This is a genomic window from Litoreibacter sp., from assembly GCF_039974535.1.
In the GTDB taxonomy this organism is placed as follows: Bacteria; Pseudomonadota; Alphaproteobacteria; order Rhodobacterales; family Rhodobacteraceae; genus Litoreibacter.
The window spans coordinates 33644-49647 of sequence record NZ_JBDWIU010000006.1 but is presented as its reverse complement, the minus strand read 5'-3'; the positions used below and the strand labels follow the sequence as shown (position 1 = coordinate 49647).

The window sequence follows — 16004 nt, the reverse complement described above, 5'->3', positions numbered from 1 at the left end:
GTGATCTTGTTCTCAGGCCCCTTGACCGTGTCCTCCCTACACCGCATTGTTCACACACGGATTTTACCCAGCGTCAGCTGGGCTTTTGGTTTTGAGATAGTGTCACCTGTTGGCGCGAGATGACTGCAAGTTGGGAATTATATGTCTTGGTATAGCAAAGTTGCTTGGAAAGAGGGCCTGTTCCTTCAACCACATCACCTGCAACAACAGGACCGCTACCTTGAGAAATTAGTCGACAACCGCACGCGCACGATCACGCCCTATCCTTGGGGCATGGCGGAGCTAAAGCTAGATCGCGACATGGCGCAGCAAGGCAAGATTGGCCTGCGGTCTGCCGTTGGCATCATGCCAGACGGGATGCCGTTTGACGCGCCAAATATCAACGCTTTGCCAATTCCAAAAGACGTGCCGGAGAAAGCCGACGGTATGGCGGTTTGGCTGACCTTGCCAGACGCCGCGATGAACGGGCGCGAACTGGCGCCGGACACAGAAACCACCGCCGCCACACGTTATGTGTTGGGCAATGAGATGGTGGCCGATAGTGCTTCGGCAATGCGGTTGGAGCAGGACATCGAACTGGCGCAGCCGCGCCTAGAGATCGACATTCGTAAGACCCCGAAGCCTGGCTACCAGTGCATGCAGATAGGGCGCATCCAAGAGGTGCGCGACGGCGTGATCTCGATGGATGACACCTTTGCCCCACCCGCCATGGTGATCAGCGCACATCCGGTTTTCACCGGCTGGCTGGACCGCGTCATCGGTTGGGTCGAGACAAAGCAAGAAGGGCTGGCGCGTTATGCGGCTGACCCGAGTGCGGGCGGCGGCTTGCAAGCTACTGACTATTTCATGTTGCTGCTGCTGAACCGTGAGATTGGCGGGCTGCGCCACCTTCGGGCCTCGCGCTATGTGCACCCAGAGAAGATGTATGTAGAGCTGCTGCGTTTGGTCGGCGAGCTGTGGACCTTCGATAACGACAAGCGCATGGCGCAGGAATATCCGGCCTACGATCATGACGACCCGAAGGAAACCTTCACGCCGTTGGTGCGCGACATTCAGCGCTTGCTGTCGCGTGATGTGGGCCGTGCGACGCGGCTCGATCTTAAGATGGTGCGCCAGAATTCCTACATTGCGGAAGTTATGGACCGGAACCTGTTCCGCGAGGCGACCTTTGTGATCGAGGTCACATCCTCCAAATCGTTGACGCAAATTCAGCAGCAATTCCCAGAGCTGTGCAAAGTGGGCCCGAACACCCGCATGAACGAAATCGTCAACAACAACCTGCCGGGCATTGAGCTGCGTCACACCCCGACGCCGCCGCGCCAGATCAGGGCAGTGTCGACGAATGTGTACTTCATCCTCGATAAGAACACGCCGATGTGGCGCGAGTTCTCGACCGCGCCTGCACTTGCGATGCACTTCGCGGGGGACTGGCCGGACCTGAAGCTTGAGCTTTGGGCGATTGCGGAGAAAGCCTAATGGCGAACGACAAGGATAAAACAGTTATCGGGGGCAAGCTGCCCACCGCCGAAGAACTGCGCAACTTGTCAGCGGGGCGACCTGCCACGCCTCCTCCTGCGGGATTGCAACAACCGCCTGCGCCACCACCACCTCAGCCGCCAGCGGGCGGGGGACAACGCACAGTGATTGGTGGGGCGTTGCCTTCCTCCCCGCCACCTGCGGCACCCTACGCGCCGCCACCCCCTCAACAACCACAAGGTGGATTTGGCAACAGCCAAGGTGCTGCGGATGCATGGATGGGGGGCGGTGCGCCGACACCGTCTAGCACCCCTGCACCCGGATCAGGAATTGGGGGGGCCAGCCAAGACGGCTTTTTCCCAACCATGCAAAGCCAGCAACCCGAGCAAGTTGTTCACACTGGTCCGAAGATCGCGTTGCATGAGGCATTGCGCGCCACTGGTTTGGGCAAAGGTGGACCTAGCAACCCGATCGTGGCTGCCGCCGCGAACCTGTTGATCCTGTTTGGCCGCCTGCGCACGCAGATGGTCGAGATGGACGCGATCCCGTTGATGGAGCACGTCACGCGCGAAATGGAAGCGTTCCACGCCAATTGTGTTGCCGCGGGCGTCGATAGCCATGAGGCCGATGTGGCGCGGTATTGCTTGTGCGGTACCGCCGACGACATCGTGCAAAACATCCCCGGCACGGACCGTGACGTGTGGATCCAATATTCCATGGTGGCGCGGTTCTATAACGTGCGGACCTCTGGCGTGGGCTTCTTTGAGGAAGTCGACAAAGCCATGCAAGCGCCTGCGCAGCGGTTTAATGTTTTGGAACTGATGTTGATGTGCCTTAGCCTTGGGTTCGAGGGCAAGTTCCGCACGGCGGCGGGCGGCGCACAGGAAGTCGCGCGTATTCGTGCGTCTATCTACGAGAGCCTGCGCCGTGTTCATGCCCGTCCCGACGAGGATGTGTCGGTGCATTGGACGCCGGTTGAATTGGGCAAGCGCAAACGCTTTGGGGCGAACCCATTGTGGATCGTGGCCTCTGCGGCGGCGGCTATTTTGTTGGGCGTTTACTTGACGCTGAATATGCTGATCTCGAACGACAGCTCGTCGGTGGTGACACGGTTGCTGGACATCCACCCAGAAGAACTGGTGGGCTTGCAACGTGCCCAAGCGTTCGAGGCTTATATTCCACCGGAAGTGACGACCACCCAACTTGATGACCTGCGCGAGAAGTTGAAAGACCAGATCAACGATGGCTCGGTCGCGGTGGACACCAAGGGCGACTTTATCTTCGTCCGCGTGAACAACCTTGTGTTGTTCGGGTCAGGCTCGGCGGATGTGAAGCCGGAGTTTTCCTTGATCGCCGCCGAAGTCGGCAATGCACTAAATGACGAGCCGGGCCCTGTGCGGGTTGTGGGCTACACGGATAACATTCCGATGTCGGGCAGGGGGCGGTTCAAGACCAATCAAGAACTGTCGGAAGCCCGAGCCAAATCTGTGGGTGGCGTTTTGGGGGATGCCCTTGCTGCACCTGGCCGACTGCAGATCGAGGGCAAGGGTGAAGTAGACCCGATTGCTGACAATGGTACCAAAGATGGCCGCGCGCAAAACCGCAGGGTCGAGATTATGATTCAACGTGAGGAGACGCTTCAGTAATGCGTTACTTCGTAGCTATCGGCCGCTTCTTCAAGAAACCTTGGATGCGCATTCCGCTAACGATCCTGTCCTTCATCCTGTTCGGGCTGGTGGTCTGGTTCGGCGGCCCCTTGTTGGGCTTTGGCGAGGCGCGACCGTTCGAAGCCATTTGGGTACGGATCGCAATTATTGCATCTGTGCTGCTGATCTTCGGGATTGTTTGGCTCATCCGCTGGCGTCGCGCACGCAAAGGCGCGCAGGAGCTGGAGGAGGCGTTGATCCCTGACGAGCCAACCGGCGATGGCGCGGTCTTAGGTGAGCGCATGACCGAGGCATTGAGCACGCTGAAAGCATCGGGCGGCAAAAGCTACCTTTACGACCTGCCGTGGTATGTGATCATCGGCCCACCTGGTGCGGGCAAGACGACGGCGCTTTTGAACTCTGGCATCAAGTTCCCGCTGGCCGAGGAATCCGGCACCGCCATGGAAGGCTTTGGCGGCACCCGCTATTGCGACTGGTGGTTTGCGGAAGAGGCGGTGATGATCGACACCGCTGGGCGCTACACCTCTCAGGACAGCGACGCCGAGGCGGACAAGTCCTCGTGGCAGAGCTTCCTAGAATTGCTGAAACGCGGCCGCACGAAGCAGCCGATCAATGGGGTCATTCTAGCGTTCTCGGTTGAGGATATCATGAACGGCGATGCGGCCTCCTTGGCGCGTCATGCGGAAGTGGTGCGCGCGCGATTGGCCGAAATCCACGAGACGTTGAAGATCGACTTCCCAGTCTATGTCTTGTTCACCAAGTCGGATTTGGTTGCTGGTTTCCGCGAGTATTTCGCGAGCTTCAGCGCGTCGCGCCGCAAGAAGGTTTGGGGCACGACGTTCCAAACCAAAAGCCGCAGCGAGCAGACCCACGACCAAGTGGGCGAAGAGTTCGACCTGCTGGTAGCCCGCCTGTCTGACGAGGTCATGGACCGTTTGTCGGAAGAGCCGGACGGCGTGAACCGCATCGCGATCTTTGGTCTGCCGGGGCAGATGGCGATGATGCGCGACAACATTGCGTCCTTCCTTGGCCAAGTGTTCGAGCCTACCCGCTACAAAACCAACGCGCTTTTGCGCGGTTTTTACTTTTCATCAGGTACCCAAGAGGGCACGCCGATTGACCAAGTTCTGGGGGCTATGGGCCGCAGCTTTGGTGGTGATGCGGCCGCGGGTGGCTTCATGTCCGGCAAGGGCAAAAGCTTCTTCCTGCATGATCTGTTGAAGAATGTGATCTTCCCTGAACAGGGCTGGGTGACCTACGACCGCAAGGCGGTGAACCGTGCCAATGGTCTGCGTGTAGCGGGCTTTTCCTTCGTTGGGTTGGCCACACTAGGGCTGCTTGGCGCTTGGGGGTATTCCTACTGGGCGAACGCCTCCTTGGTGCGTTCTGCGCAAGCGGCGATGGCGGATTACGAGTTGGCCGCGCGTGAAGAACTGTCTGAAGTTGTGGTGGATGACACCGACTTCCAAACGGTTTCGGGCTACCTGCAACTGCTGCGCGACATGCCGACGGGCTATGCCTCGACACAAGAGGTGCCGGAGCGGATCGATACCGATGGCGACGGGGAGCCGGATGCAGTGGCCGAAGGTGGCAGCGATGATCTTGGCATATTCGAGGGCTTTGGCCTGTCGCGCCGCGAGCAATTGCAAACGGCCTCTCAGGCGTCATATGCCGATGGCTTGGAGCGCATGTTCCGCCCGCGCCTTGTTTTGCGTCTAGAAGAGCAACTGTCTGAGTTTGTCCAAACCAATGAGACACTGGCTATTTATGAGGGCCTGAAGGTCTACAAGCTATTGGGTGGCGTGGCCCCCGCGCCAGAGGATGAGTTGGTGCGCGGCTGGTTCCGCGAGGACTTCCGCAACCTGTATCCGGGACCGACCAACGGCCCGACACGTGACGACCTTGAGGCACATCTGCTGGCCATGCTGGAACTGGACGGCACCCGCAACGTGCGGGTCGATCTGGATCCTGATCTGATCGACGCGGGCGAGCGCATTTTGGCGCGGATGTCGGTGACGGATCAGGCCTATGCGTTGATCAAAGCGACCTCCGAGTTCTCTGGCATTGAAAGCTTCAACCTTGTGAACCGCGTGGGGCCAGATTCCTATCTGGTGTTTGAAACCGTTGATGGTTCCGACCTTGGGGAGATGGAGATTGAATCGCTCTACACCTACAACGGATTCCAAGAGTTCTTCCTTGATCAGTTGAGCGAAGTTGCTGGCAAACTGGAGCGCGAGCAATGGGTGATGGGCGACTACGCAGAGACAGCCAAAGTGAACGAGCAACTCAGCGGTTTGGGCCGCACGTTGCTGGCCAAATACCGCGAGGATTACCTCTCTGCATGGGAAGGCATGTTGAACCAGTTGAAATTAGCGCCGATGTCTGCGGACAAGCCGGCCTATGCGTCGCTGGCGGCGGCATCTTCGCCGACGACTTCTCCGCTGTTGTTATTGGTTGATGCGGTCACGCGTGAGACGAGACTGACCGCTGATCCCAACGAGGGGCTTGATCTTGGTGGCGGTGATGTTGCCGGTGCCGTGGGAAATCTTGCGGAGTCCGAGGCTGGCCTGCAGGCCGCAAACCAAGTGAAGAACCGCTTGATCAACCGAACTAACGGGCTGACCCGTATTGGTCTGACAGCGGCCTTGGGTACGGGCAGCAAATCGCAACGCCGCGCGGGTTCCGCCGGTGGCGGGACGACGCAGGCGCTTATTCCGGGCGCGGCGATTGAAGCGCAGTTTGCCGAGTGGCACGCCCTGCTGGATGGTGGTGCCGCTGGATCGGCCCGCCCGATTGATGCGCTTTTGGGCAACCTCGGGCAGGTACAGCAGAACCTTGTGATCGCCGCAGGCTTTAACGCCACGCAGGCCGCGGCACAGCTTCCTGTGCAAATTGGCATTCTTCGCTCTACCGCGTCGCGTCTGCCAACACCTCTGGCGCGGATGGTCAACGAGGCGGTTCAGGACTTTGAGGGCGATGCGGCCAACACCTCGATTGCGCAGTTGAACCAAGACCTGACAAACCAAGTCACCCGTGTTTGCAACGACATCATCACGGGACGCTACCCGTTTAATGGGCCAACTTCGCGCCAAGTGCCCATGGCACAATTTGCGCGTGTGTTTGCCCCTGATGGGGTGATGGACCGCTTCTTCTTGCAGCACCTTAGCCCGCATGCGGATCAATCGAGTGAAAACTGGACTTGGTCGTCGGAAAGCCAACTGGGCGACCGACTAAGTCTGGGCGCGTTGAAGCAATTCCAGCGGGCGGCACGCATTCGTGACGCGTTCTTCCCGACCGGAGGATCGAACCCCGAGTTGGAGGTAACGGTGAGCCAAGCCTCCGCGCATGACCAAGTGCGCCAAGCGGTGTTGGAAGTGAACGGTCAGGTGATCACCACCCGTCAGGTCGGCAATGTGCCGCAGACGATCAAATGGCCATCTGCCGGATCATCCACAACATTGCAATTCTTGCCGGGGTTGAACGGACGCCAGAGCTCTATTCAGTTTGACCAAGGGCCTTGGGCGTTTATGCAATTTGTGCGGGCGGGATCGCCACGCCAACAGGGCGACGCGACGCAGGTGCGCTACACGATTGGCGGGCGGTACGTCAGCTACTCGGTTCGGGTGAATGCGCTGTATAATCCGTTCACCTTGCGCGAGTTGTCCGAATTCAAATGCCCTCAGGGTCTGTGATCTGAGGGATGAGCAAAACGGGCATCTTCGGCAAGCACCCAGCCTTCGGGGACTTTATCGGCGCGGGTATGTCCAAACCGATGCAAGTGGCCCTTGAGGAGTGGATGGGGGCCGTGTTGCCCCGCGTGCGTGACAACCTTGGAGAGGTTTGGCAGCCGTTTTATGACATCGCGTTGCCCCTGCGGTTTTGGCTGGGGGAGGGGGTCTTGCCCACTGCGGTTGGCGGGCCCGTTGCGGGTGTCATGGTGTTTAGCCACGATAAGGTAGGCCGCCGGTTTCCATTGATTGCCCTGATTGAGGGCGCGCAGTTTCCGCCGCCGACTGTGGTGCCGGACCAACGATGGTATGACGCGCTGCAAAAAGCGATGCTGGAGCATGACACGCCGGAGGTTGCCGCTGATCTGTCGACAATGTTGAGCCTGCCTGATGGATTCCTTCCCGCGCCAATTGAGGGCGGAGATGCAGGTTTTTGGGCGGTGCATTCGGCCGGCGCTGTGGAAGAGATGATGGCCAATGTGGCCACAACGGACCAAAGGCGCGCGGCGGCGCGGCGCAGCTATTGGTGGAGCGCAGGCGACGCCTCGCGCACCGCGACGTTTCATTCAACGGAAGGCTGGCCGGACGCGACCGTCTTTCAATGGTTGCTAGCGGGAAATCCTGCAGATGAGCCGGTTGAGGAGGCCCCTCCAGTGATTGAGGAGGAGGAGCTTGAAACCGCTCCAACTCCGGTCACGGAGGAACAGGAGCCGGACACCTTCACCACGACGGAGGAATTCGACGGCGAGCCTTCCATCATCCCTGTGTCCGACCCGTGGTGGTCGGGAGAGGGTGCGCGCCCAGTTCCCAAGGCTCTTTATGAGCCGGAGGCCGAATGGGAGGAAAGCGATGGTCCACAGTCGCCTTTTGCGGTCAAGTCGGATACAGACGTAAAAGAAGACGACGCCTTGGCAGAAGAGGCGGAAAAAGATTAGGCTGATCAAATAGAAGCGGGTTCAATCCTTGGGGGAAGCCTCAGCACGGGCGCAAGGACTGAGACCAGATTTTAGAGCAGAAGAATTATACTCGGGAGTCGTTATGGGGACGGGCCAATATATTTACGAGACAGGCGCTGGTAGCGATACCGGCGTTGTCCGTGACCACAATGAAGACAGCTATCTGACCAAGCCTGAAAGCGGGGTTTGGGTTGTTGCGGACGGCATGGGTGGACATGAAGCAGGCGATTTCGCCTCGCAAACGATTGTTGAGCGTATTTCCTCGATCGGGCGTCCGGCATCGGCCCCTGATTTGCAAGCCCGCTTCATGGAGCGACTGACCCGAGCGCATGATCTGATTGTCGAGCAATCACAGGCGCTAGGTGGTGCTACGATTGGCGCGACTTTGGTTGCGTTGCTGGCGCATGAAGATTTGTTTGCCTGCATCTGGTCTGGCGACAGCCGCATCTATCTTTTGCGAAACGGGGAGTTCAATCAGGTCACCCGCGACCACACTGAGGTTCAGGAGCTGTTGAACTCCGGTGCGATCACCGAAGAGCAGGCCGAGCATTGGCCACGTAAGAACGTCATCACCCGCGCTATCGGCGTGTCGCAAAGCCCCAACACGGACGAGACATTTGGCAGCCTTGAGGCCGGTGATGTCTTCTTGTTGTGCTCGGACGGCTTGACCGAGCATGTTGAGGACCATGAGATGGCCACTGTGCTGAAAAGCCACGATCCGCAAGCCGCATGTGATGCGCTGATTGAGACCACTTTGTCGCGTGGCGCCAGAGACAACGTAACGGTAATCGTTGTACGCTGCTCCGCCCGCCCGCAAAACCCCGTGGAGGCTGAAGAGCCGCTTGACTGGACCCAAGGATTTTAACCTCGGATGAGCATTGACGACATCCCTGACGAGCCAGACACCCCTGAGGGCGCAGACGCGCCAAAGGCCGGTGACAAAGGCAAGGCCCCCGCGAAGAAACCCGCGGCCAAAAAGCCTGCGGCCAAGGGAAACGACAAGACCGAGCTTTCACCCTCCGCGCTTCAGGACCAACCCAAGCCGGATGCGGTCGAGGAACCTGTGGAGCCGGTAGAAGAAGCCGACGTCAAAAGCGGCGACGGTGGTGGTACGCCCTCCACTGCAGTGCCTGTGGGCACGCGTATCAACAACAACTACGAGATCGAAGAGCTCATCTCTGCCGGTGGTATGGGAGAGGTCTACCGAGGCGTGAACTACCACACGGGCGACCAAGTGGCGATCAAGATCGTACTGCCCGCGCTGGCGCATGACGAGAAGATCATCAAGCTGTTCCGCCGCGAAGCCCGCATTTTGGGCAAGCTGTATGACGAAGCTATCGTTCGCTACCTGAACTTCGTGAAAGACGAAGACCTTGGCCGGTTCTGCTTGATCATGGAATTCGTGGACGGCATCCCGTTGGCGGACATGATGGAGCAATCTGGTGCGTTGACACTGGACGACACCAAACTTCTGATCCGCCGACTAGCGACGGGTTTGAACCGTGCGCATGAACTTGAGATCACCCACCGTGACCTGAGCCCCGACAATGTCATCGTGGAAGACGGCAAGCTTAATCACGCCAAGCTGATCGACTTTGGGATCGCCAAGTCAACGAATATTACCGAAGGCACCTTGCACGGGCAATTCGCGGGCAAGTTCAACTTTGTGTCGCCCGAACAGCTGGGCCATTTCGACGGCGTGATTGACGCGCGGTGCGATATTTATTCGCTTGGCCTGATGTCCGCAGGTGCAGCCATGGGCAAACCGCTGCCAATGGGCGCGTCGATTGTGGACGCGGTGCAATCGCGGGCGGGCATCCCCGATCTGTCTGGCGTCTATCCGGAACTGCAGCCGCTGATGTCGTTCATGCTGGAACCGAACCCAGCGGAGCGCCCTGCCTCTATGGCCGAAGTGGCGCGGATGGTGGACGACCCCACATTGGTACCAGCCAAATATCGCCCTGACGCAGTGGCTAGCGCCCCACCCGTGGCGGACCCGGGCCGTACCGTGATCAGCCCTATGATTTCTGCGCCTCCGCAGATGCACACCGGAGCACCTGCAACATCTGCAGTTCCGTATTCGGCCGATAGCACAGGGGTTTCAGTAACCGGCGCAGGGATCAGCATGCCACCGGCGCCTGGTTCTATTTCGCAGCCACCCGGTGCACCTTCAGGCGAAAGCCCGTTTGGGGCGGCACCTGTAACCACTGCGCCCGCCTACACGGCCCCGCCAGAGCCTGCACCTGCCAAAAAGGGTGGCAGCGGCAAGGTAATCGGCATTGGCCTTGCGGCCGTCGTTGCTGGCGGCGTGGGTGTCGCAGCGGTGCTGGGGCTTGGACCATTTGCTGGCACGGATGATGCAGAGCCGGTTGAAGTTGCGGTCGCCACGCCTCCAGTAGAGACAACGCCCGATCCAGAACCTGTTCCTGACCCTGTGCCCACACCCGACCCCGAGCCCGTGGAGCCTGAACCAGCACCTGATCCCGAACCTGAACAAGAGGCGGCTTCTGACCCCGAACCCGTGGAACCAGAACCTACGCCTGATCCTGTAGCCCCCCCTGAGCCAACACCACCTGCGCAGCCGGACCCAACCCTTGGGGCGATTGGCACGCAACTGGCGTGGTTGAAGGACTACATTGTTGGAGATTGTGTTTACCAAGCGATACGTTCAACCGATGGGGACAAGGTGTCCATCGAAGGCTTCGCCACATCTGCGCAACCGTTTGAGGTCTTGTTGAAGGACTTTGAGACCGCGCATGGTGTAGAGCCGGATATTGGTGTTCGGATTGTTCGTGATAACCAATGCCCAGTCTTGGATTTTGTCTCAAAGCTTGACCGATCTGGTGCAACAGCCCCTGTATTGGAGCTGGATACCGACGTCCTAAGATCCGGCGACACGCTTAGTGGGAAACTGACTGGCGTGCTGGGTCGCCCAGTCTACCTATTCTTGGTGTCCGGCAAAGGTGGTGCGTTTAACCTGACGTCGCTTTTGCAGACGGATGCCGATGGCTCTCAATCGTTCCGCTTCGGGATGAATAGTGCAGGCGAGGACGGCGGGGTTCCGCAGATGATCGTGGCGGTGACAACGCGCTCGAAGTTGGTGACGGCGAATGCCGCTCGTAACGGGGCCGATGTTGCTGCGTTGATGCCAATTATTGAGACTGAAATTCAGACCAGCAGGTCAGCGGCGGCGGCCTCGGTTCAATATTTCCGGCTGGATAACTAGCGTACTGAGAAGGCGACGAGGGCCACGTCCTCGCCACCGCCCTGCAGCAGGATTTCCACCGCTAGGCGTTGGAAGAAATCCTTGGCGGGTTGCCCTGACAGCGACTTCAATGTGTTGAGCCGAGAACGCGTCGACAGAGCCATCAGCAATTGATGGGTCTCGACGGGTGAACCTTTGAGTGTCATTGGGATGTCGAAGCGGGCCGAACCAGCACTAAATTTCAAGAAGCTGCCCAAGTCTTGCACAACCCCTTCATCGTCAATCAACAACAACGAGACGAAGCCACTGGTGGCATTCCCCAAGCGCCCTGACAGAACTTCCCCGCTGGTGATGTCGCGGGCGTTGACGTCGAAGTAGAGCTGAAACTCGGGGTAGCGTGCGGCGGCGGTGACGAAAGGCAGTGCCTGACATTGGGCGTCGCTGACGGGTTTCATGACCGTGCCGGGGAGGGTGCCTGTTTCAACCTCCAATGCGTCGCGGAACCGGTTCAGATCGCCATTGTTCTGCGCGAAGGTTTCAAACCTGAAGGCGCCGTCTTCCGCGAGTACGGGGAGGGCGGCAAAGCATGGCCCGCCGTCGAACCCGCGTAGGAAGTCCAAAACGGTCAGGTAGGTTTCTTGCGCCTCTTCGGTTGTTTGCTCCGGTGTGTTGGCGGAGGCGATGCCGGCTTGGTCTTCGGCGGGCCCTGAGGGCTGTGGTAGAGACGTGGCAAGGTCTGGCAGTGGGGCGGGCTTTGGTGCTGGTTCTGGTTCCAAAACTGGGACGGGATCCGCTGCAGGCTCTGGTGACGACTCTGGCTCTGGCAACGGTTCCGGTGCAGGTTGCGTTCCCACAACAGTGGGCGCGTCGAGGGTGGCAACCTCCAGTGTTTCTGTTGTCGGCTCAACGGGTGCAGCTTGTGCAACAGGTGCAGGGGCGGCAGTAACGGGAGCGACGCCAGGTTGCGGCGGCGGTGGTATTTCAGGAGCCTGTGTGGCGGTCACAACCTCAGGTTCAGGTGCGGCCAATGGGGCAAGTTCGACTGCCTCGGGTGCAGCATCAACGGGCGCTACCGATGTTGGCTCGACCGTCACGGGGGCCAGTGTTTCGACGGCTTGTGCGACCTCCGCCTCTGCGACAGTTGCCGATAAGGTTTGTGTCACAGGTTGACTGGGCTGAAGCGTTATTGGCTGCTCGTTTGGCGCTGAGGGGGCGATAGGTTGTGCCGATAGCTGCTCAGGTTCGGGGGCATCGGTCCCAGCTACCTGCAAGGCGGCGGCGAATATTTTTGTCTCGACAGGGGTGTCATCAAGTGGGGCTTCGACTTGGGATTGGTAGGTCGAAATAGCGAATTGTAGAATGGCCAGATGGGTGACAACAGCAATGGCGGCCGTTGTCATCCATATCAATGGCTCGGTCTTTCGGGTCTCCCATATTTCAACCGATTGCGTCGTCATGGTTGTGGCTTGAGCTGCCGAAGCGTGACCAGCTTGATCTCAAGACCTTGCAAGTCTGGGCGTTGAATGAGGCTGACCAAAGCACTTGCTGGGACGTCACGATCCGCAAGGATGTGAAGGCGGGGTTGCGCGGCATTGAGCAGCGGGGACAGGGTTGCAGATAACGTGTCAGGGGTGACCGGGTCGCCATTGAGTTGCAGCTTGTCGTCGACATTCATCAGCAGCAATGGACGGGGGAGGCGATCCAAGGGCAATTCGGAAGTTTCGGCGAGGTCTACCGACAACTCTTCGGTTTCGACCAACGAACCGGAAATGAGGAAGAAGAAGATCAACAGCAACACGATGTTGACCGTCGTCAGGGAGAAATCCAACGAGGTTTTTCGGCCCGTTCTGGGCAAGGTATTGCGCTTGGCTGGGGTCATTGGGCGCTGCCCGCGACGACCTGAACCGTTGGCACGTTGACCAAGGTTAACGTCTCAAGAACCACTGCCATGTCTTGCACCGTGGCGGAGCGACCCGTGAGGACCACGACACGGTCAAAGGCGGCCTCGCGCAGTGGCTCGATCAGATCGTTAATGTCGGATAGCGATATCTTTTCGCCTGAGGCACGCAGGCTGCCGCGATCTACGGACCAGATGGCGACTGTTTCTTCCTTGGTGGCGTCTTGTTGGGTTTCCGGAGCTTGGCCTGCTGCATCAATCTTGCCGGCCGATCCCGGGGTCAACGTCATCAAGGAATATGGGGCGAGCGATGAGGTCAGCATGAAGAAAACCAACAGTTGGAACATAGCATCCGCCAAAGGGGTGAATGAGAAGCCATAGCGCCGCGCCCGATTGGATTGGGGCAAGCTGCGGATCATGCTCATGGCGCTGGCCTAACCCTGCCCAGAGGTGCCGGTCACGCGCCCGTAGATCGCAGCCGACATCAGGGTTTCCATGGATTGGCGTTCGCCATCGATGCGGCCTTCCAGCCAGATAGAGACGAAGTAGAAGAGCAAAGCGATCACGAGGCCCACGGCGGTTGTGGTCAGGGCCGTCCAAATGCCGCCCGCTAATAGCGCGGGATCCACGGCCCCTTCGGCTTGTGCAAGATTGCTAAAGGCATCGATCATCCCAATGACTGTTCCCAGCAACCCCAACATTGGCGCGGCTTGAACCACCGCTTCCAAAATACGCATGCGCCGCGACATGGCGGCGAGCTCGATCAAGGCGGTTTGCCGTCCGAGTTCTTCCGCATAAGCTTGGTCTCCGGGGCGCGCTTGGAGGCCAGAGAACGTGGCTTGCAACACGCGCAGCAAGGTTGTTTCCCGCGTGGAGGCTTCGCGAAGCGCTGTGTCCGATTTTCCAGAAAGCCAGTTGGACACAATGACCTCGGCGCGTTTGCGTTTGCCGACGCCCAAAGACACGAATTGCCCGATTTTATACAAGGTGACTGTGGTGGCGACGATCGACAGTGTCGCCAATGCGGTAAACACCGCAATGGTCACCGGATTTAATGTGGATAGGTCGGGGGCGTTCATGGGTAATGCTCCGCCCCCGAAAAATACAGGTGTGCTGGCTGGGGGCCTAAAAGTTCAAAGTGATTTAGACGCCCAGCTGGATGTCGCCGCGCGAGTTGGTAATCAGGCCAGACATGCAGAAGTCATGGGTGCCGTCCACTGACTTACAGGCCGAGACGTCGTTAATTAGGATGCGCGAGATGGAGGCGCATTTCTTTCCGGCAAGATTGAACTGCACAACTTTGGTTTTACCAACGGGCAGTGCGCCGAATTCCAGAACCAAGGTGCCGGTGACAAGGCTGTTCTCGTCAAACAGGGCGACCTGATACGCGGTCTCTACCAGCGCGATGCCGGTGTTGTTGGTCGCAACGTAGGTCAGCTGGCATCCGTCACCAATATCGGTCGCGGTGTTTAATTCCAACGCAAAGTTGCCGCTTTGGGCCAGCGCCGGATTGGCAAAAGTTAAGGTAGCAGCGGCTGCGATGGTTGCTGTTACATTAAAAATGGATTTGGTCAGCTTAAGCACGCGGTATCCCCCGAGAAATTGATTTACAGAAGCAGTGTCGCGTTCGACAAAGCCGTTGTGCCTAGAAGGGCTTATGAAAGCCCCCCTGTCAACGGAAGATCGGAGGATATGGTGGGCATTTTTACCCAGAACGTGTTGATTTAGCGATAGACGCCTGTCGACCACGTTTGACGGAACCGTACATTGCGCCGCACCGCGTCGACTGTTCTAGAAGTCGTCGGACGGCGGCTTTGCTGTGGTTTGAGTTTGGTTTTCTGTGGGAAAATTTGCTCTAGAACGCTGCTTCGATCATTGTGGTTTGGGTTCTGTGTCTGGGCTTCATTGGTCCCGCGAAAGCGGCGTAATGTGCCGGGGGTCACAATGCTTCTGGGGGCCGATGCGACCTTGATTTCGCGGGCAACTGGCGAAATTTGCTTAGGCGTGCGGTGTATTTTTGCGGCTTTTGCGACTGGCCGTGTTGCGGGGACTTCAATTTTTGGGGTCGCAACCACCGTCTCGTCGATATGGGCAAACAGGGGGAGGGCGGGCGCGATGTGAAGCGCTGCGTCCGTGTTTGTGCTGCTGTAGCGCAACTGGGTTGGATTAGGCTCTAAAAGGGCAGACGGGTTTTTCAACTCCGGTACACCTACGTTAGACTCCTCAAGCGGTGTCCACGTTGTGACGCTGGCTGCCACGAAGTTTTCAGGGGCAGTGTCGGGTGCTTCTGCCTCGATCTGAGAGGGGGCAGCATATGCCACTTCGGTTGCTAGGTCTTGTTGGGTTAGGCCTTGAATGAGGCTGTAGGATGCACCGGCAGACGCGCCAATAATGACCATGCATGCACCCGTGCCAAGGAGCTTCTTGATCGACATGTTAAAAACTCTCCAATAAAATATACCCTAGCCGTAGCTACAGTATGACAGAAATGATCCATTTTTGCTAGCTTTTCAAGAGTAACGGTATTCGCGGCCGTTGCTCTTTTGCCTTGCTCAAAAACCCTCTAGCCTAGTTTTCATGAATTACCTCGCAACATCACCACGTTATGCACTGCGCTGCGTTGCTGCTTTTATGGCTGCAGTAATCGCCGGAATTGCGCTAGGCACTGGTGAGGCGCGTGCTGAGTTTGCCGTGTGCAACCAGAGTTTTGATGTGGTGAATGTCGCAATCGGGCACGATGTGGACGGCGATTTCCAGACTGAAGGTTGGTGGACCATCGGGACAAATCAATGTGCGAATGTCATTCGCGAGGAATTGGAAAGTCGCTACATCTACGTTTACGCGCAGGACGTTTTCGGAAAACCTATGCTCAATGGCACGACGAAAATGTGTATCGAGGGGAAACGTTTTACTATTCGCGGTATCTCGAGTTGCTGGTCGCGGGGCCATATTCAGGCGCGTTTCATTGAGGTGGATACAGAAAAGACGCAGCGGTGGTCGTTGTTTTTGGCCGCGCCTAATTAACTCATAAATTTTTGGGAAGTTTTCGAAGTTGTGACTCGCAGGAACAGGGCA

The 16004-nt window shown here is 58.3% G+C and carries 13 protein-coding genes; 7 read left to right on the top strand and 6 right to left on the bottom strand.

Translation table 11 applies throughout. From position 1 onward, the window contains the following. Positions 1-141: 141 nt before the first annotated feature. The 6 genes from tssK (at position 142) to ABJN86_RS04045 (ending at position 11053) form a co-directional block, all read left to right on the top strand. The gene (tssK, locus tag ABJN86_RS04070) at positions 142-1476 is read left to right on the top strand and encodes a type VI secretion system baseplate subunit TssK (protein WP_348367905.1); all 1335 of its coding nucleotides are present in this window, start codon (positions 142-144) and stop codon (positions 1474-1476) included. After that, on the top strand, positions 1476-3122 hold the full coding sequence (tssL, locus tag ABJN86_RS04065) for a type VI secretion system protein TssL, long form (RefSeq protein WP_348367906.1): 1647 nt from the start codon (positions 1476-1478) through the stop codon (positions 3120-3122). The genes tssK and tssL overlap by 1 nt, the downstream gene beginning before the upstream one ends. Further along, positions 3122-6835 carry a type VI secretion system membrane subunit TssM gene (gene tssM / locus ABJN86_RS04060; protein WP_348377807.1) on the top strand — a complete coding sequence of 1238 codons (3714 nt, stop codon included), beginning with the start codon at positions 3122-3124 and terminating at the stop codon, positions 6833-6835. The genes tssL and tssM overlap by 1 nt, the downstream gene beginning before the upstream one ends. Before the next feature lie 8 nt (positions 6836-6843). Beyond that, positions 6844-7806 carry a type VI secretion system-associated protein TagF gene (tagF, locus tag ABJN86_RS04055; RefSeq protein WP_348367847.1) on the top strand — a complete coding sequence of 321 codons (963 nt, stop codon included), beginning with the start codon at positions 6844-6846 and terminating at the stop codon, positions 7804-7806. 103 nt (positions 7807-7909) lie between these two features. Continuing rightward, positions 7910-8692 (top strand): protein phosphatase 2C domain-containing protein, encoded by a 783-nt coding sequence (locus ABJN86_RS04050; RefSeq protein WP_348367848.1) that lies wholly within the window; start codon positions 7910-7912, stop codon positions 8690-8692. A gap of 6 nt (positions 8693-8698) precedes the next feature. Further along, positions 8699-11053: a protein kinase gene (locus tag ABJN86_RS04045; protein WP_348367849.1), complete on the top strand. Its 2355-nt coding sequence runs from the start codon at positions 8699-8701 to the stop codon at positions 11051-11053. On the opposite strand, the gene ABJN86_RS04040 is transcribed toward ABJN86_RS04045, so the two are convergent. The 6 genes from ABJN86_RS04040 to ABJN86_RS04015 form a co-directional block, all read right to left on the bottom strand. Then, a complete protein-coding gene (locus tag ABJN86_RS04040) occupies positions 11050-12489 on the bottom strand; it encodes a hypothetical protein (protein WP_348367850.1) in 1440 nt (479 codons plus the stop codon). The genes ABJN86_RS04045 and ABJN86_RS04040 overlap by 4 nt on opposite strands. After that, a complete protein-coding gene (locus ABJN86_RS04035) occupies positions 12486-12911 on the bottom strand; it encodes a biopolymer transporter ExbD (protein ID WP_348367851.1) in 426 nt (141 codons plus the stop codon). The genes ABJN86_RS04040 and ABJN86_RS04035 overlap by 4 nt, the downstream gene beginning before the upstream one ends. Then, positions 12908-13354, bottom strand: coding sequence for a biopolymer transporter ExbD (locus ABJN86_RS04030; RefSeq protein ID WP_348367852.1), 447 nt, complete (start codon positions 13352-13354; stop codon positions 12908-12910). Before ABJN86_RS04030 ends, ABJN86_RS04035 begins: the two co-directional genes overlap by 4 nt. Positions 13355-13363: 9 nt before the next feature. Next, positions 13364-14008, bottom strand: coding sequence for a MotA/TolQ/ExbB proton channel family protein (locus ABJN86_RS04025; RefSeq protein ID WP_348367853.1), 645 nt, complete (start codon positions 14006-14008; stop codon positions 13364-13366). A gap of 64 nt (positions 14009-14072) precedes the next feature. Further along, positions 14073-14513, bottom strand: coding sequence for a hypothetical protein (locus tag ABJN86_RS04020; protein ID WP_348367854.1), 441 nt, complete (start codon positions 14511-14513; stop codon positions 14073-14075). Between the two features lie 140 nt (positions 14514-14653). Then, positions 14654-15364, bottom strand: coding sequence for a hypothetical protein (locus tag ABJN86_RS04015; protein WP_348367855.1), 711 nt, complete (start codon positions 15362-15364; stop codon positions 14654-14656). Positions 15365-15506: 142 nt separating this feature from the next. Here ABJN86_RS04015 and ABJN86_RS04010 point away from each other — a divergent pair, with 142 nt between their 5' ends. Next, positions 15507-15953 (top strand): DUF1036 domain-containing protein, encoded by a 447-nt coding sequence (locus ABJN86_RS04010; RefSeq protein WP_348367856.1) that lies wholly within the window; start codon positions 15507-15509, stop codon positions 15951-15953. The last annotated feature ends 51 nt before the right edge of the window (positions 15954-16004 follow it).